Origin of the sequence: Brevibacterium sp. UCMA 11752 (assembly GCF_021532235.1) — a bacterium.
Taxonomy (GTDB): domain Bacteria; phylum Actinomycetota; class Actinomycetes; order Actinomycetales; family Brevibacteriaceae; genus Brevibacterium; species Brevibacterium antiquum.
The window spans coordinates 1,151,038-1,166,364 of the sequence record NZ_JACBOS010000003.1; the positions used below are offsets into that span (position 1 = coordinate 1,151,038).

Below are 15,327 nucleotides of genomic sequence, written 5' to 3' on the forward strand. Positions count from 1 at the left end.
ACGGGGGATGCTCGGGCTGAACTTCCGGATTCACTGACGTACCCTAGAGTCTGTATGAATGCACCCTAGCCACTGGGGAGATCCTGAGCAGTCCAGTTCTGGTCAAGGCGGATTTCGCAAAGTGGCGCACCAGATTCCAGGACTGAGATGGACACAGACAAGACTGAGACGAAGGCCGCCAAGCGGCCGGTCGTCAAACGCGTGCTGATGGTTGTGGCCATGCTGCTGACAGCGTTTCACCTGCTCGCAAGCTTCCTTTGGATCGCTCCGTCGTCGACGGCGCGGGAAGTCTTCCCGGGGAACCTCCTCTCCGAGTACATGATTCCGTTGTGGGGCCAGTCGTGGAGCGTCTTCGCACCCGAACCGATCAACGGCGACTACTACTTCGATGTTCGCGCGGTCGTGAAGACTCCCGACGGTGGAGAAGAGGTCACCGATTGGGTGCGTGCCACCGATGTCGAACTCGACCATTCGACCTACAAGCTCTTCCCGCCACGCTCGGCCGGACTGGGCATCGGGGTCGCCTCCGACATCAAGGGGTCGTGGGAGGACCTGCCCAACGATCAGAAGGCGATCGTCAAGCTCGACTACTTCAAGGGTGCTGATTCCGTCGACCGGTTGACGACGAAGTTGGAAGAGTACGACGATCCCGACGGCGCCGTGGACGGATATCTGGAAAGCGAGCACCTGGCCACGGCCTACGCGACTCAGGTGGCCAAAGCGATCTGGGGTGAGGACGTCCAGCGCGTCCAGTACCAGGCGTCGAGACAGAATGTTGTGCCGTTCGCACAGCGCAACGACGACGGTGCCGAACGGCCGAACGTCCAGCCGGTTCCGGTCGGCTGGAGAGCACTGGTGACCGAACCTCACCAGTCCGATGAGGAGTTCGCGAAGTACTTCTGTGCCTCCGACGAAGTGAGGTGCGCAGATGAGCAGTGACAAGGACACCCGCGTCAAGGGCGAAGAAGTCAAGGGCGAAGACATCGGCGCGCACGGATCGAAGTCCGGGAAGGCAGAGCCGACGAAGACTGCGGCGCCGACGACAGCGGATTCGAACGAGCATATTCCGATGTCTTCCCGTGTTCTTGGGAGCATCTCGCGAGGCTGGAATTGGCTGGAGGAGATGCTGACCGGTCGCTATCACGCGACATACGGCCTCGCGGTGACGCGTATCCTCATCGGCGTGACCGGACTCGGCCTGCTGCTGACGAACTTCAATGCCAGGCACTATGCCTTCGGCGTGGGCAGCGCCTGGAACGGGGAGATCGCCGAACCCAAGAGCGACTTCCCGAACATCTGGCTGTTCTCGCTCTTCCACAGAGCGGTGACCAACCCGCCGCTCTTCACCGCCATGATCATCGGTCTGGCCATTCTCGCCGTCGTCATCATCCTCGGATGGCGGACCCGCATCGTTCTGCCGTTCTACCTGGTCCTGTGGGTGAGCTTCATCGAGCTCAACGACGGTGCCGGCGATCAGGGCGACAACGCCTATCGCATGTTCATGATCGCGATGCTCTTCGCCGACACCACCCGGCGGTGGTCGCTGGATGCCAGGCGCAAGAGACAGCAGAACCCGGAGTTCCCCGAGACCGACGGCGGCAGCTACCGCTGGGCCCTCATCATGGCCAACAACCTCGCGATCGTCGTGCTGGCCTTCCAAGTCTGTGCGATCTACATGTCGGGTGGACTGTACAAGGCAGGCGGTGCCGCATGGCAGCACGGATTCGCGGTGTACAACCCGCTGCACACACAGCAGTTCGGAACCTGGCCGGTGCTCTCGGACCTGCTCACGGCCTGGGGGCCGATGGTCGTCGCCGTCTCTTGGGCCTCGGTCCTGTTCCAGTGCGCGTTCCCGTTCATGCTGTTCAACCGGTACACGCGAATCGTCGGCCTGGTGGGCATCCTCTCCTTCCACCTGGGCATCGCTCTGCTGATGGGACTGCCCTGGTTCTCGCTGACGATGATCGCCGTCGACGCCATCTTCATCCGCGATCGCAGCTTCGAAAAGCTCCACAGACTGGTGGGACGCTGGTGGGCGTCGACGACCGACGGCATGGAACGCGCGAAGGTGAAGCCCTCGCGCTGAGCGCGTGAGCGTCGTGAGCGCGTTGGATCTGAGGCTCGCGGTCTGCGGAAACGTTGGTGAATCACCAGTCGAAGTCAGACTGAGTGGGTTGCAACCCACTCAGTCTGACTTCGACTGTCGCTGGGCGCCGGTACGCTCTGCTTCGGCAAGCGCCGCACGCCCCGCCCCGCGCCGCACGCCCCGGGCACATCACCGCTTCGGGCGCAGCTCCAGGCCGGTGGTTTCCGGATCCTCGGGCAGGCCGATGACGATGTCGTCGCCGTCGGCCACGTCGCCGGACAACAGGCCGCGGGCCAACTTGTCTCCGATCTCGCGTTGGACCAGCCTGCGCAGAGGGCGGGCGCCGAAGGCAGGGTCGTAGCCTTCGAGGGCGAGCCAGTCCTCGGCGGCATCGGTGACCTCGAGCGTGATCCGCCGTTCGGTCAGGCGAGACGCCAGTCGCTGGATCTGCAGGTCGACGATCGAGGACAGTTCCTCGGTGCTCAGCGCGTCGAAGAGCACGATGTCGTCGAGGCGGTTGAGGAACTCGGGTTTGAACGTCGAATGCACGACGCCCAGCACCGCATCCTTCTGCTCCTGGGCACTCAGCGACTTGTCGACGAGGAACTGCGAACCCAGGTTCGAGGTCAGGATGAGGATCGTGTTCCGGAAGTCGACCGTGCGACCCTGACCATCGGTGAGGCGACCGTCGTCGAGGACCTGCAACAGGATGTCGAAGACACTCGGGTGCGCCTTCTCCACCTCGTCGAGGAGGACGACGGAGTAGGGACGACGACGCACAGCCTCGGTGAGCTGACCGCCCTCGTCATACCCGACATAGCCCGGAGGGGCACCGACGAGACGGGACACGGTGTGCTTCTCCCCGTACTCACTCATATCGATCCTGATCAGGGCCTTCTCATCGTCGAAGAGGAAGTCCGCGAGGGACTTCGCGAGCTCCGTCTTGCCGACGCCCGTGGGGCCGAGGAACAGGAATGAACCCGTCGGGCGGTCAGGGTCGGCGATGCCGGCACGTGAGCGACGGATCGCATCGGAGACCGTGCCCACGGCACTCTTCTGGCCGATGAGACGCTTGCCGAGGACATCCTCGGCGCCCAGCAGCTTCTCGATCTCGCCTTGGAGCAGACGACCCGCGGGGATGCCGGTCCAGGACGCGACGACCTCGGCGATGTCGTTGCTCGAGACACGGTCGCTGACCATCGGATCGGTCTCGGATTCGGCATTCGCCTCTTCCGCTTCGGCAAGGTCGATCTCCTTCTGCACGGCTGGGATCTCCCCATACAGCAGGCGGGATGCAGTCTCTAAGTCCGTGTCGCGCTGAGCCTTGTCGGCTTGGGAGCGCAGCTCGTCGAGCTTCGTCTTCAGATCGCCGACGCGGTTGAGGCCGGCACGCTGGGATTCCCAGGTGGCCTCGAGGCCGTGGAGCTCCTCTTCCCGATCAGCCAGATCTGCACGCAGGGCACCGAGGCGCTCCTTCGAGGCCGTGTCCGTTTCCTTGGACAGGGCCATGTCCTCCATCTTCAGGCGATCGACGGTGCGGCGGAGCTCATCGATCTCGACCGGAGCCGAGTCGATCTCCATGCGCAGCCGGGATGCTGCTTCGTCGACGAGGTCGATGGCCTTGTCCGGCAGCTGACGTCCGGTGATGTAGCGATTGGACATCGTTGCTGCGGCGACGAGCGCTCCGTCGTTGATCGAGACCTTGTGGTGGGCTTCGTAGCGTTCCTTGAGTCCACGCAGGATCGCGACAGTGTCCTCGACGCTGGGTTCTCCGACGTAGACCTGCTGGAACCTGCGTTCCAGAGCCGGATCCTTCTCGATGTTCTCGCGGTACTCGTCGAGCGTGGTCGCGCCGACGAGGCGCAGTTCACCGCGGGCGAGCATCGGCTTGAGCATGTTGCCGGCATCCATCGCGGAGTCTCCGGTGGCGCCGGCACCGACGACGGTGTGGAGCTCATCGATGAACGTGATGATCTGACCATCGGCGTTCTTGATCTCGGCGAGGACGGCCTTGAATCGCTCCTCGAATTCGCCGCGGTACTTCGCGCCGGCGACCATCGCGGACAGGTCGAGGCTGATCAGCGTCTTGTTGCGCAGGGACTCGGGTACGTCTCCGGCCACGATCCGCTGGGCCAGTCCTTCGACGACGGCGGTCTTGCCGACGCCGGGCTCGCCGATGAGGACAGGGTTGTTCTTCGTCCTGCGTGAGAGGACCTGGATGACCCGGCGGATCTCCTTGTCGCGTCCGATGACCGGGTCGAGTTTAGCCTCACGCGCGGTGGCCGTGAGGTCGACACCGTACTTCTCCAGCGACTGCATCGTGTCCTCGGGATTCTCCGAGGTGACCTTCTTGCCTCCGCGCAGCTCCGGCAGAGCCGCCAGCAGGGCATCGCGACCGGCACCATTGCGGCGCAGGGCTTCACCTGCCCCGTCCTTGCCTGCGGCGGCGGCGAGCAGCAGGTGTTCTGTCGACACGAACTGGTCGCCGAGGCTGGTCATCTCCTCCTGCGCAAGATTCATCATCTCGAGTCCGGCCCGTGACAGCCCCGGTTGGGACACGGTCTGACCGCTGACGGTGGGGAAGCCGTCGATGGCCGAGCGGACCTCTGCCAGCACGGTTCGTGTGTCGGCACCGACCTTCGTCACCAGGTTCGAGGCCAGCGAGTCCGGCTGGTCCAGCAGGGCCGCGACCAGGTGGGCGGGCTCGATCTGATTGTTCCGCCGAGCCACGACGTCATTGATGGCCGATTGCACCGTCTCGCGAGATTTGGTTGTCAGCTGTGCGTCCATGCGCATCTCCTTCACAAATGTTCTTCGCAGCTGTTCTGTGAACAGCTTTTGCTCTCTAAGAGTTCAACACCCACAAAGTTGAGTCTATTCCACTCAACTTTGAAAAAGCGAGTGGGTCTGCGTCACCTCAGCAGCACGGATTGGAGATCGAATCGGCGCAGCACTCTGTCGGCGATCTCCGGATCGGTGCCGCGTTCGCGTCGGGCTTTGAGCACTTCCGTGCGGGCGGACTGCAGTGCCTTGGTCTGCACCATCGCCATCGCCTCACGGTTCTCCTTCAGGGTCGTCGCCTGCTCCGAGCTGACCTGGTCGTCAGAGGTCCCCAACAGCTGCGAATAGAGGACCTTGAAGCGTGCGCGCAGAGGCTCAGCCACCTCGTCGGGCAGGCTGTCGTCGTTCTTGATCTGGAGGAGCGCGGCCTTGTACGCGCGGCGTGCGATCTCCGCGGTGTCCGCTCGCTCCTTCTCCGCCTCGTCGTCGATGCCGAGGACGTTGACGATGGTGGGGAAGGTGAGTCCTGCCAGCACCAAGGTGACCATCAGGATCACGGCAGCCGCGACGAGGATGTAGGAGCGGCCGGGGAACGGCTCCCCGGTCGCGGTGGTCGTCGGAATCGACAGAGCCAGGGCGATCGTCGCCAAGCCGCGCATTCCGCCCCAGGTCATGAGGGTGGCATCCCTGATATTCAGTGGTGCGGCATCCGGATCCTCCTCCCGGCGCTTGTTCTCCAGCATGGTTCCGATGAGCAGCCAGCCGAACCGCACTGCGATGACGATGAGCGCGATGCCCAGTCCCACCAGCACCGCTCGACCTAGGTCGGCATGCTCTGATTCGACGACCATGCGCAGGTCGAGGCCGATGAGGCCGAAGGCGATGCCGGTGATGAGCATCTCCAGGACCTGCCACGTCGAGGCCTGGGTGACACGTTCGGCTGAATTGGCTTCGACGTCGCGTCGGCGCACCTCGAGAGCGGCCACGACGACGGCGATGACGCCGCTGGCATGGAGGTGCTCGGCGATGAGGTAGACGCCGAAGGGCAGCATGAGCATGAGTGAGGAGCGGGCGATCGTATGGTCGATCTTCTCCATCACCCACCACACGATGAACACGACGACGAGACCGACCGTGATGGCGATGATCGCAGAGATGAGGAAGGACAGGGCCAGCTGCCCGAAGTCCACCTCGGTGCCGGCCATGGCCGCCGCCATCGCGGTCTGGAAGATCACGAGTGACGCGGCATCGTTGAACAGCCCCTCGCTCTGCAGCGTCGACATGATCCGCCGAGGTATCGACACGGTTCCTGCGACCGCATCGACGGCGACGGGGTCGGGCGGGGCGAGCATGGCTCCCAGCGCCACCGCGGCGGCGATGGTGATTCCGGGAATGAGGAGCACCGCGGTCCCGGCCACGGCCGCCACCGTCACACCGACCAGCGCGACAGCCATTCCCAGGATCGTGCGCCAGCGGATGGCGAAGAGTGCCCATGACGTCTTCTGTGCTGCCGCGAACAGAAGCGGGGGCAGGAACAGGGGCAGGATGAGCTCGGGCTCGATGGTGATCTCAGCGAACGTGGGGATGAACGCACCGGCGATGCCGATGACCACCATCAGAGCAGGCCAGGGGAGACGCAGCTTCTGGCCCAGGCCGACGACCACGCTGGTTGCGGCACCGAATCCGATGATCATCAGCAGGGTTGTCATGGCCGTCTCCCTCGGTATGGGTGGCATGTCTGCGCACCGCCAGCTGAGGACATCGAAGGAAATCCCCGTCAGGTTTCCGCGCCGGACCAACGATATTTTGGCAGAATGCTGTTATGTCTGACTCAATTGTATTCTCTCTGGCCGACGACGCAGTCGCGACGATTTCGATCAACGAACCGGAGACTCGGAACGCGCTGTCTCGTGCGGTGATGAATGAGCTCATCGGCGCCCTCGCCGAGGTGGGGCAGCGCACCGACGTCCGTGCAGTGATCCTGTCCACCGCAGGACACGTATTCAGCTCCGGCCATGATCTCAAGGAGATCCATGGGGCCGAGCTGGAATCACAGCAGGAGACCTTCGCCGTCTGCTCGCAGCTCATGCAGCTGATTCAGTCGATCCCGCAGCCGGTCATCGCGCAGGTCCAAGGCGTGGCGACCGCGGCCGGTTGCCAGCTTGTCGCTAGCTGCGACCTGGCGGTGGCTGCGCAGTCGGCCCGATTCGCCACACCGGGCGTGAAGATCGGCCTGTTCTGCTCCACGCCCATGGTGGCGCTGACGCGGGCAGTGCCGGCGAAGACGGCGATGCGGATGCTGCTGACCGGAGACTTCCTCAGCGCTGCCGATGCGCTGACATTCGGGCTGGTCTCCGATGTGGTCGCCGATGACGAACTTAAGACAGCGACTGCCGAGCTGGCGCGGAAAGTCGCGTCAGCCTCGTCGGCTACAGTGGCAATAGGCAAAGTAGCGTTCTACGAACAGCGTGATCTGCCTCTGGCAGAGGCCTATGCGCACATGTCGGAGGTGATGGCGCACAACGCCGTCGCAGCCGATGCACAAGAGGGAATCGACGCATTTCTGCACAAGAGAGAACCTCAGTGGCAACATCGGAACTGACAGTGTGATTTCCTATGATTGTGGACTTGTTCGGATCAACCGGATGAGACGCGTCAGACGAAGATGGAGGATCAGACGTGGCGGTAATCGTGACCGGAGCCAGCGGCTTCATCGGTGGCGCCATCGCCCGTGCCCTGGCGACCAGGGACGAGACGGTCTATGCCCTGGGGCGGCGCGATCCTGAGATCCCCGGTGTGAATTTCCAAGCGTGGGATATCACGGAACCCGCGGACGGTGCGGTGGAGTCTCTGGCGAAGAAGGCCACCGCGGTCTTCCACTGCGCGGGCATCGCCGAGGTCAGTGCCGACGACGATGAGCTGTACAAGGTCAAGGTCACCGGGACCCGGAACGTGCTCGACGCTTTCCCGAAGGCGCGTATCGTGCACATCTCCTCGACGACGGTCTACTCCACGAACAAGCCTCATACGGACCTGTGGGAGGAGGCCGGTCCCAAGGACCCCAATGACTTCCACGACGCCTACTCGAAGACACATGCCCTGGCAGAGCAGCTCGTGACACGGATCCGCCCGGACGCGGCCATCCTCCGCCCCGCCGCGGTCTACGGCCCCGGCGAGTCGATGCTTATGCCGTATCTGAGCCGAGTGGCGAAGAAGGGGGTCCTGCGACTTCCCGGCGGCGGCAGGCAGAAGCTCACCCTGACCCACATCGACAACCTCGTGCGAGCGGCGATCGCCTGCGTCGACGTGCCTTCGGCCTCGGGCCCGTTCAACATCGGCGATCCGACTCCGTACAAGCTCAAGGACGCCGTGTCCACTCACTTCGCGCGCATGGAGTACGACCCAGTCGTCATCGAGGCGATCGCCAAGGACAAGGCGCTCTTCGCTGCGAAGCTGGGGCTGAAGATCAAGACATTCTTCAAACGCGGCAACAGCACCGAGCTGTTCCTCGTCGAGTACCTCCAGCACGATCGCACCTACAACCTCACTCGTCAGCAGCGGGTGCTGGGAATCTCGACGACACAGTTCCTTCTGCCCTCACGTTTCCAGTAGCCGCGCTCGGGTTGGCTGACGCTCGGGTCGGCTGCCGCTCTCGGGTCGGCTGCCGCTCTCGGTTAGCAGCGCCAGCAGCTCCAGCAGCCCCAGCCAGCCCAGCCAGCCCAGCCAGCCCAGCCAGCCCAGCCAGCCCAACCAGCCCAGCCAGCCCAGCCAGCCCAGCCAGCCCCGGCAGCCCCAGCCGCTCAGCGTGACCTCAGCGCCGAGAGCCACGGCCGTGGGATCGTGGGAAACTCACCGCTTGAGCCCGTGCTGGCCGGCGATGATCCGCGACACCACGCTCCGCGGAAGTGCTCGTTTGAGCAGGAACGGCAACGGTGACCGGCTGCCCACAGCATAGAATTCGCGAGGTCTGACTGCGTCAATGGCCTTGACGATGGTTGCGGCGACGGTCTCGGGCGAGATTCCCTGCCGCTCATTGTCATCGAGGTGCGAAAGCATCGTGGTCACATCGTCGGTGTAGACGGAGCCGGGGTTGAGGTACTTCGTGCGCCGGTTGCCGATTCCGGTGGCGATGGACCCGGGTTCGACGACGCTGATCCAGACCCCGAACGGTGCGAGCTCTTGGCGCGCGGCCGTGGCGAATCCGCGCAGGGCCGCCTTGGCCGCGACATAGGAGCTGCGATGCGCCAAAGGGAAGCTCGCGAGCATGGAACCGACCATGATGACCCGGCCGTGTCCTCGTCTGCGCATGCCGGGGAGGGCGAGTTGGCTCAGCCGCACCGGCCCGAAGACATTCGTTCGGAACAGGCGGTCAACGGCCTCGGGCGGAAGCTCCTCGAAAGGACCGGACTGGCTCTCGCCGGCGTTGTTGACGAGAACGTCGACCTCGGCGACCTCGTGTCTGAGAGTCTCGACGCTGTCGGGATCTGCGAGATCCAATTGAAGATAGCGCACGCCGGGAACCCGCTCCGATTTCCCAATCTGCTCAGGGTCTCGGCTCGTGGTCAGGACCGTGCAGCCTCTGTCTGCCAACACCCTGACCAGTGCGGCACCGATGCCGGAGGTGCCGCCGGTGACCAGCGCCGTGAGATTTGTGTTCACCATGGTCAGCGCTCCGCTCCCATGCCTTTTGCGACGGCTCGTCCGGCGCGCATCCCGGAGAAGATGCACCCGCCCAGGAAGGTTCCTTCCAGCGCGTTGTAGCCGTGCATTCCTCCGCCGCCGAAGCCTGTGACCTCACCGGCGGCGTAGAGCCCGGGAATCGGTGTGCCGCTTCCACCGATCACCTGGGCGTCGAGGTTCGTCTCCAAGCCGCCCAGCGTCTTGCGTGAAAGCAGACTCAGTCGCACCGCGATGAGCGGCCCGTGGGCGGGGTCGAGGATCTTGTGTGGTTTCTGCACCCGTACGATCTTGTCGCCGAGGTAGTTCCTGGCATTGTGGATCGCCTGCACCTGCGCATCCTTGGAGAATGTGTGGTCCATCTGCCGATCACGCTCGACGATCTGTTCGACGAGGTGGTCATGATCGATGGCGGGCCCCCGGGAGCGCTCATTCATCCCGGCGACCAGCTCTTCGGTGGTGTCGGCGACGACGAAGTCGGAGCCGAAGCGCTTGAACGCTTCGACCGGGCCTGGCGCATCGGAGGACCGGACACGGTCGAGGGTCACACGCCAGTCCTTTTTCGTGATGTCGGGATTCTGCTCCGAGCCTGAGAGCGCGAACTCCTTGCGGATGATCGACTCGTTGAGCACGAACCACGAATAGTCGTGGCCGGTCGAGAGAACGGTCTTCATGGTCCGGTTGGTGTCGAAACCGGGGTAGTTCGGCGCGGGGAAGCGATTGCCCTCGGCGTCGAACCACAGCGACGAGGGTCCTGGAATGATACGGATCCCGTGGTTCGGCCAGATCGGATTCCAGTTCTCGATGCCCTCCGTATAGGCCCAGATCCGGTCCCGATTGATCAGGCTCGCACCTGCGTCCTCGGAGATCTGGAGCATCCGTCCATCGACATGGGCGGGCACTCCGGCGAGCATCGTCTGCGGGAATTCGCCGAGGCGCTCGATCGGCCAGTACTGACGCATGAGTTCGAAATTGTGTCCGATGCCGCCGCTGGTGACGATGACCGCGGGAGCACGGAGTTCGAAGTCTCCGAGCTCCTCGCGGTTCGAAGCAACCCCTCTGCCGGTGTGGCTGGGGGCAAGTGTCCGTCCGCGAACCCCGAGGACACCGCGTCCGTCGCTATGGCCGTCCGCACCGTTGCCGCCGTCCTCGACGATCAGCTCATCGACACGATGCCGGAAGCCCATCGTCACGAGGCCCGCGGATTCCGCTCGCTCCACTGGTTCGCGGAAGACCCTGACCACCTCGGGGCCGGTGCCCCAGGTGAGGTGGAACCTCGGCACGGAATTCCCATGCTCGGAGGCACCGGACCCGCCTCTTTCCGCCCACCCGACGATCGGTGTCAGGCGCAGCCCCAGATCGTGCAGATAGCGGCGTTTGTCTCCTGCGGCGAACTGCAGGTATGCCTCGGCCCACTGCCGGGGCCAGTTGTCCTCGTCTCGATCGAAGCCCGCCGAGGTGGCCCAATCCTGGCGCGCCAGGTCGAGGGAATCGTGGACACCGAGTCGGCGCTGTTCGGGGGAGTCGACGAGGAAGAGGCCGCCGAGGGACCAGAAGGCCTGACCGCCGAGGTTGGCCCGATTCTCCTGGTCGAGGATGAGCACTCTCTTCCCGGCGAGACTGAGCTCATGGGCGGCAACAAGTCCCGCGAGGCCGGCCCCGACGACGATAGCGTCGTAATCCTCGGTGCCACCGTGCGCGCTGTTGGTGCCGGTCGCTTCTGAACCGGTGGCCGGTGAAGTGATTCCCATGGGCGACTCCTTCGTCGATGTGTGGGCCGTGCGACCCGTGCATACTCAGACTACTGTTCTCCGGGCCGGCAGAACCCCCACGCGCCAGGCTTGAAAGTGGACTCCCGTTCGATATCAGCAAGGATATCGAACGGGAGTCCACAATCACGACGGCTACGCGAAGCTCGGCACGATCGCGGCTACGCGAAGCTCGGCACGATCGCGGCGGCTCGAACTCAGCGGCTTCAGCCGTTCAGCGTCGAATCCAGCCAAGCGGAGGCGGCCGCGAAGGAGTCGTCCGTGGTCGTCGGGTCGAGGGGCACCGTGGTCTTCGACGCACTGGGATAGCTGCCGAGGAAGCTCAGACTGCGGGTCACTCGGTGGACTCCTTGCAGGGCATCGGCCATTCTGGCCTCGTGCACATGGCCCAACAAGTCAATGGAGAATTGGTAGAGGCCGAGCCCGTCACCAGTGGGCCGAGATTCGATGCGCGACATGTTCACACCTCGGCTGGAGAACTGTTCGAGCATCTCCAGCAGCGCACCGGCGCGGTCTGAGCGCAGTGAGGCTACCACCGTGGTTTTGTCCGACCCTGTCGGCGCGGGAATGGTGCCGGGACAGGTGACGACGACGAACCGGGTTTCGGCGTCCTGGCGTTCCCCGATGTCGTTGGCGAGGATCTCGAGGCCGTAGCGTTCGGCGGCGATGGCAGGGCATACGGCCGCCACATGGTCGGCGGCGTCGTTGGCCAGATCCCGTGCGGCCGCGGCCGTCGATGAGGTCGGGAGGTAGACGGCATCGGGGAAGTTCGCGGACATGAACGTGCGTACCTGTGCCTCACCGTGCGGGTGGGACCCGAACGACGTCAGCGTGCTGGGATCGGTCCCCGGCTTCACCGCCAGGACGAAGCGAACGGGCACGACCACCTCGGCGATGATCTGCAGCCGACCATGATCGGTCAGGGCATCGATGGTGGCGGGAACACCGCCCTCGATGGAGTTCTCGATCGGCACCACAGCAGCCAGGCAGTCGCCGTCGAGGACGGCGTCCAAGGCTGCGGCTCCATTGCGCATGGGCTGGGTCCACGCGCTCGAGCGCAGGCCGTGGGAGTCGAGGTACTGCAGGAGTGCTGCTTCGGTGAATGTGGCCTCGGGGCCCAGGTAGGCGTAGCGATCGGCGTTCACTTCGACGACTCCTTCTGAGTACGCGGCTTCTTTGAACGCAGCTTCTCAGCGCGCAGTCTGCGGACGACGATGGCGCGCGCGACGTCGCGGTACTGGGCCGCACGGTGCATCTGTGCTTTGAGGTCCTTGCCGGTGACGCGGTGGTGGAGATCGCATTCGACCTCTTCGACACGAAGCCCGGCATTGATGACGTCGATCGTCATTGCTGTTTCGACGCCCCAGCCGGCGGCGAATGGCAGCGCCGCGTCGAAGGCCTCACGGCTCAGGCAGCGCATGCCCGAGAGCGGCTGGGTCGCTTCGAATCCGCTGAGCTCGGCGATGCCCTTCTTCGCGAGCCCGACGACGAAGCCGAATCCGCCGCCCTTGCGCTTCTGGGCGGGCAGGATTGCAATCGTCATATCGGCGTCACCGGCGAGGACAGGTGCAGCGAGCGGGGCCGTGTTGAGTGCTGAATCCTCCAGATCGCCGTCGATGAAGAGGAGAGCGCGATGGTCGGGGTGCTGGTCGGGATCCGAATCGGAGATCTCACGATTGCGGATCGCGAACGCACCGGTCATCATCGCCGCGGCCTTGCCTTTGTTCTTGCGGTGGGTGACCACCTCGGCGCCGGCCCTGCGAGCGAAGGCACCGGTGTCATCGGAGGAACCGTCATCGACGACCATGATGATGTCGACACCGGGAATCTGTTTGGTGCTGCGCACCGTCGCTGCAATCCGATCGGCTTCGTTCATCGCGGGGATGATCGCAGCGATCGCGCGCGGAGCAGTCGCCGAGGAGGCATCCGGGTGTGCGGGATTCGACTGTTCGGGCATGGAAACTCTTCTCCTGTCCGGCTCGCGCACCGGCGGAGTCGAATCGACTCCCGCCGGTGGCCGTGGCGACGGAACTCAGTGGATGGTCAGCTGGCGGGCAATGATGCCCGAGCGTGCACGACGTGCCTCGGTGCTGAGAGGTTCACTCGTGTTCATCGCGTCCTCGATGCGCTTGCCGAATTCGGCGATGGGCTCTTCGATGTCATCGACCTGTGTGCCGAACTCCAGTTCCCAGACGGGCACGACGATGCCGTGCGCGCGGAAGTAGCCCAGGAACGTGCCGGGGCCGCCGAGGTCGTTGAGGCCCTCGACCTGAAGACGGGCGAGAGCGTCGACGAGTGCATCCTCGCCCTCGGGCCGTGCCCAGCGCACGTAGGTGCGGCCGGACATCTCGGTCCAGTACGCGGACTTCACGGAGACGACCTTCTCCGTGGGGGAGATGGAGTCATTGGCCTGTTCGAGTGCCGCTGCGACATCGGAGTCCGTCTCGGCTTCTGGCAGCTTCCAGTATTCGAAGGTCTCGAGCACGCGGATCTCGAACGGGTGGTCGGTGTCGAGGATGTCCTGGAGACGCGGACCCTGACCGGGTTCGGTCGTCGCCTCGATCGTGGTCCCCGGCTGCGCCTCGATTGCGGCGAGGATGCCGTGCACGACATCGCGGGAGGCATCGGTGGATGACACCGGAACCTGCATTCCGGCCAGGACCTGGCCGTCCTCACGGTGCCAGGCCTGCCACGCGGCGGGCAGCAGAGAGGTGACCGTGATCTCCTGACCACCGAACTCCTCTTTCAGCTTCGCCGAGGCGGTCGCCGCCGGCACCAGCTCGCGCAGGCAGATGAGGTCCGCCTCGAACGGCAGGCCCTCGAACGGACGCGCAACGAAGGCCGTGGCCTCTGCACGTGCCAGTCGCTTGGCAATGACATCTTCTTTGGAACGCTTCGACTTCTTACCCATGGAAAACAAGTCTAGTCGGTCTGGCGACTCAGGATGCATCCCGTTCACCGGGACGAATCAGCGCTGCACGGCCACCGGGATGAATCAGCGCTGCACGGCCACCGGGATGAAGTAGCGGGTGGTGTTCGACTCGTCCATCGTCACCTGCAGTTTGTCGCCTGGGCTCGGAAAGGCCGACCTCTCGGGGTTCTCCGGAGTGAGTCCCAGGTTCTCCAGGCGGATGATCCCGTGCCGACCGACCTCGTCGGCGGCGAGGACATAGGAATGATTGAGCTCGCGGATGGTGACCTCTATCGACGGAACCTCAGCCGCGGCATCGATATTCGTCACAGTCCGAGGTGGTGAGGCGTTCCCCATTCCCAGATAGGCGCCGACATCGTCGGCGATATAGCCGGCAACCACATCGGCCTGGGCCAGAAGCCCGGAGAGGACGACGGAGAGACGCTCCTGCTGGGCATCCGATTTCAGTGCCTGACCGGGCTTGAACAGGTGCTCCTCGGCGAGCACGCACCACGCATCCTGCATGATCGTGCGCAGCTGCAGCTCAACGAGCACCGATGGTTCGGCGTCGAAGGGAACTTCGATGATGAGATGGCGCCCGCGATAGCCGGAGGGCTTGGGCTGGGCGGAGTAGTCCCGCACCTCGGCGACGGAGAGATTCGATTCGTCATTGCTGTCGGTGAGCAGATCCCACAGCGCCGTCTGTTCACGCTCGGTGCGGCACACGGCACGAGCACCGACGACATCGATGACTTGGTTCTCGACCTCGACGGCCTCATGGATCTCGTCATTGGCATCGGCAAGTTTGCGGCGCAGCTTCTCCCCGGCGCGGAGTCGGTCCTTGATCCGTCCGCGGCCGACAGCGACTCTCTCACCCGACAACAGCGCGGAGCCCGAGCACGCGGCCTCGACCCAATCGTTGACCGTCTCCAGGGCGGCCCTCCACGTCGACTCGCGCCTTTCGTAGGCTTCGTCGACCAGTTCGCGGACTGTTGCTGACATCCTCGTCACCTTCCTAGCTCCTGATTCAACTTCACCAGAAGACGAGGTGGATGTCCATGCTTTCCGCGCGAAGCTTTCTTCGTGAAGATGCGGGCGGTGCT

General features: G+C 64.3%; 13 protein-coding genes. 4 read left to right on the forward strand and 9 right to left on the reverse strand.

The window, feature by feature from the left end; genetic code table 11:
• The first annotated feature begins 147 nt into the window (after nt 1-147).
• Together HU144_RS05190 and HU144_RS05195 are read left to right on the forward strand one after the other, a co-directional pair.
• Nucleotides 148-939 (forward strand): DUF5819 family protein, encoded by a 792-nt coding sequence (locus HU144_RS05190; RefSeq protein WP_198395805.1) that lies wholly within the window; start codon nt 148-150, stop codon nt 937-939.
• Nucleotides 929-2,086 carry an HTTM domain-containing protein gene (locus HU144_RS05195; RefSeq protein WP_235350420.1) on the forward strand — a complete coding sequence of 386 codons (1,158 nt, stop codon included), beginning with the start codon at nt 929-931 and terminating at the stop codon, nt 2,084-2,086. The genes HU144_RS05190 and HU144_RS05195 overlap by 11 nt, the downstream gene beginning before the upstream one ends.
• Nucleotides 2,087-2,275: 189 nt before the next feature.
• Here the strand turns inward: HU144_RS05195 and clpB are convergent, their stop codons facing one another.
• Complete coding sequence (gene clpB, locus HU144_RS05200; protein WP_235350421.1) at nt 2,276-4,876, reverse strand: ATP-dependent chaperone ClpB; 2,601 nt, start codon at nt 4,874-4,876, stop codon at nt 2,276-2,278.
• 122 nt (nt 4,877-4,998) lie between these two features.
• Nucleotides 4,999-6,576: a Na+/H+ antiporter gene (locus HU144_RS05205; RefSeq protein WP_235350422.1), complete on the reverse strand. Its 1,578-nt coding sequence runs from the start codon at nt 6,574-6,576 to the stop codon at nt 4,999-5,001.
• Nucleotides 6,577-6,689: 113 nt separating this feature from the next.
• On the opposite strand from HU144_RS05205, the gene HU144_RS05210 reads away from it, so the two are divergent.
• On the forward strand, nt 6,690-7,469 hold the full coding sequence (locus HU144_RS05210; protein WP_235350423.1) for an enoyl-CoA hydratase: 780 nt from the start codon (nt 6,690-6,692) through the stop codon (nt 7,467-7,469).
• A gap of 77 nt (nt 7,470-7,546) precedes the next feature.
• Nucleotides 7,547-8,479: an NAD-dependent epimerase/dehydratase family protein gene (locus HU144_RS05215; protein WP_235350424.1), complete on the forward strand. Its 933-nt coding sequence runs from the start codon at nt 7,547-7,549 to the stop codon at nt 8,477-8,479.
• Here the strand turns inward: HU144_RS05215 and HU144_RS05220 are convergent.
• The 7 genes from HU144_RS05220 to HU144_RS05250 form a co-directional block, all read right to left on the reverse strand.
• Nucleotides 8,465-8,695 carry a hypothetical protein gene (locus tag HU144_RS05220; RefSeq protein WP_235350425.1) on the reverse strand — a complete coding sequence of 77 codons (231 nt, stop codon included), beginning with the start codon at nt 8,693-8,695 and terminating at the stop codon, nt 8,465-8,467. The genes HU144_RS05215 and HU144_RS05220 overlap by 15 nt on opposite strands.
• A gap of 21 nt (nt 8,696-8,716) precedes the next feature.
• A complete protein-coding gene (locus tag HU144_RS05225; RefSeq protein ID WP_235350426.1) occupies nt 8,717-9,529 on the reverse strand; it encodes an SDR family oxidoreductase in 813 nt (270 codons plus the stop codon).
• A 2-nt stretch (nt 9,530-9,531) separates the two neighbouring features.
• On the reverse strand, nt 9,532-11,295 hold the full coding sequence (locus tag HU144_RS05230; RefSeq protein WP_235350427.1) for an FAD-binding dehydrogenase: 1,764 nt from the start codon (nt 11,293-11,295) through the stop codon (nt 9,532-9,534).
• Nucleotides 11,296-11,519: 224 nt separating this feature from the next.
• Complete coding sequence (gene pheA, locus HU144_RS05235; protein ID WP_235350428.1) at nt 11,520-12,458, reverse strand: prephenate dehydratase; 939 nt, start codon at nt 12,456-12,458, stop codon at nt 11,520-11,522.
• A complete protein-coding gene (locus tag HU144_RS05240; protein WP_235350429.1) occupies nt 12,455-13,270 on the reverse strand; it encodes a glycosyltransferase family 2 protein in 816 nt (271 codons plus the stop codon). The genes pheA and HU144_RS05240 overlap by 4 nt, the downstream gene beginning before the upstream one ends.
• 75 nt (nt 13,271-13,345) lie before the next feature.
• A complete protein-coding gene (locus HU144_RS05245) occupies nt 13,346-14,224 on the reverse strand; it encodes a DUF5926 family protein (RefSeq protein WP_235350430.1) in 879 nt (292 codons plus the stop codon).
• An 84-nt stretch (nt 14,225-14,308) separates the two neighbouring features.
• Nucleotides 14,309-15,226, reverse strand: coding sequence for a GTP pyrophosphokinase (locus HU144_RS05250; RefSeq protein WP_235350431.1), 918 nt, complete (start codon nt 15,224-15,226; stop codon nt 14,309-14,311).
• Nucleotides 15,227-15,327: the final 101 nt, after the last annotated feature.

Excerpts from the sequence above, each read along its gene's own strand:
- HU144_RS05225 (WP_235350426.1), bottom strand. The coding sequence starts at position 9,529 with ATGGTGAACACAAATCTCACGGCGCTGGTCACCGGCGGCACCTCCGGC.
- HU144_RS05190 (WP_198395805.1), top strand. The coding sequence starts at position 148 with ATGGACACAGACAAGACTGAGACGAAGGCCGCCAAGCGGCCGGTCGTC.
- HU144_RS05210 (WP_235350423.1), top strand. The coding sequence starts at position 6,690 with ATGTCTGACTCAATTGTATTCTCTCTGGCCGACGACGCAGTCGCGACG.
- HU144_RS05195 (WP_235350420.1), top strand. The coding sequence starts at position 929 with ATGAGCAGTGACAAGGACACCCGCGTCAAGGGCGAAGAAGTCAAGGGC.
- HU144_RS05240 (WP_235350429.1), bottom strand. The coding sequence starts at position 13,270 with ATGCCCGAACAGTCGAATCCCGCACACCCGGATGCCTCCTCGGCGACT.
- clpB (WP_235350421.1), bottom strand. The coding sequence starts at position 4,876 with ATGGACGCACAGCTGACAACCAAATCTCGCGAGACGGTGCAATCGGCC.
- HU144_RS05230 (WP_235350427.1), bottom strand. The coding sequence starts at position 11,295 with ATGGGAATCACTTCACCGGCCACCGGTTCAGAAGCGACCGGCACCAAC.
- HU144_RS05250 (WP_235350431.1), bottom strand. The coding sequence starts at position 15,226 with ATGTCAGCAACAGTCCGCGAACTGGTCGACGAAGCCTACGAAAGGCGC.
- HU144_RS05245 (WP_235350430.1), bottom strand. The coding sequence starts at position 14,224 with ATGGGTAAGAAGTCGAAGCGTTCCAAAGAAGATGTCATTGCCAAGCGA.
- HU144_RS05205 (WP_235350422.1), bottom strand. The coding sequence starts at position 6,576 with ATGACAACCCTGCTGATGATCATCGGATTCGGTGCCGCAACCAGCGTG.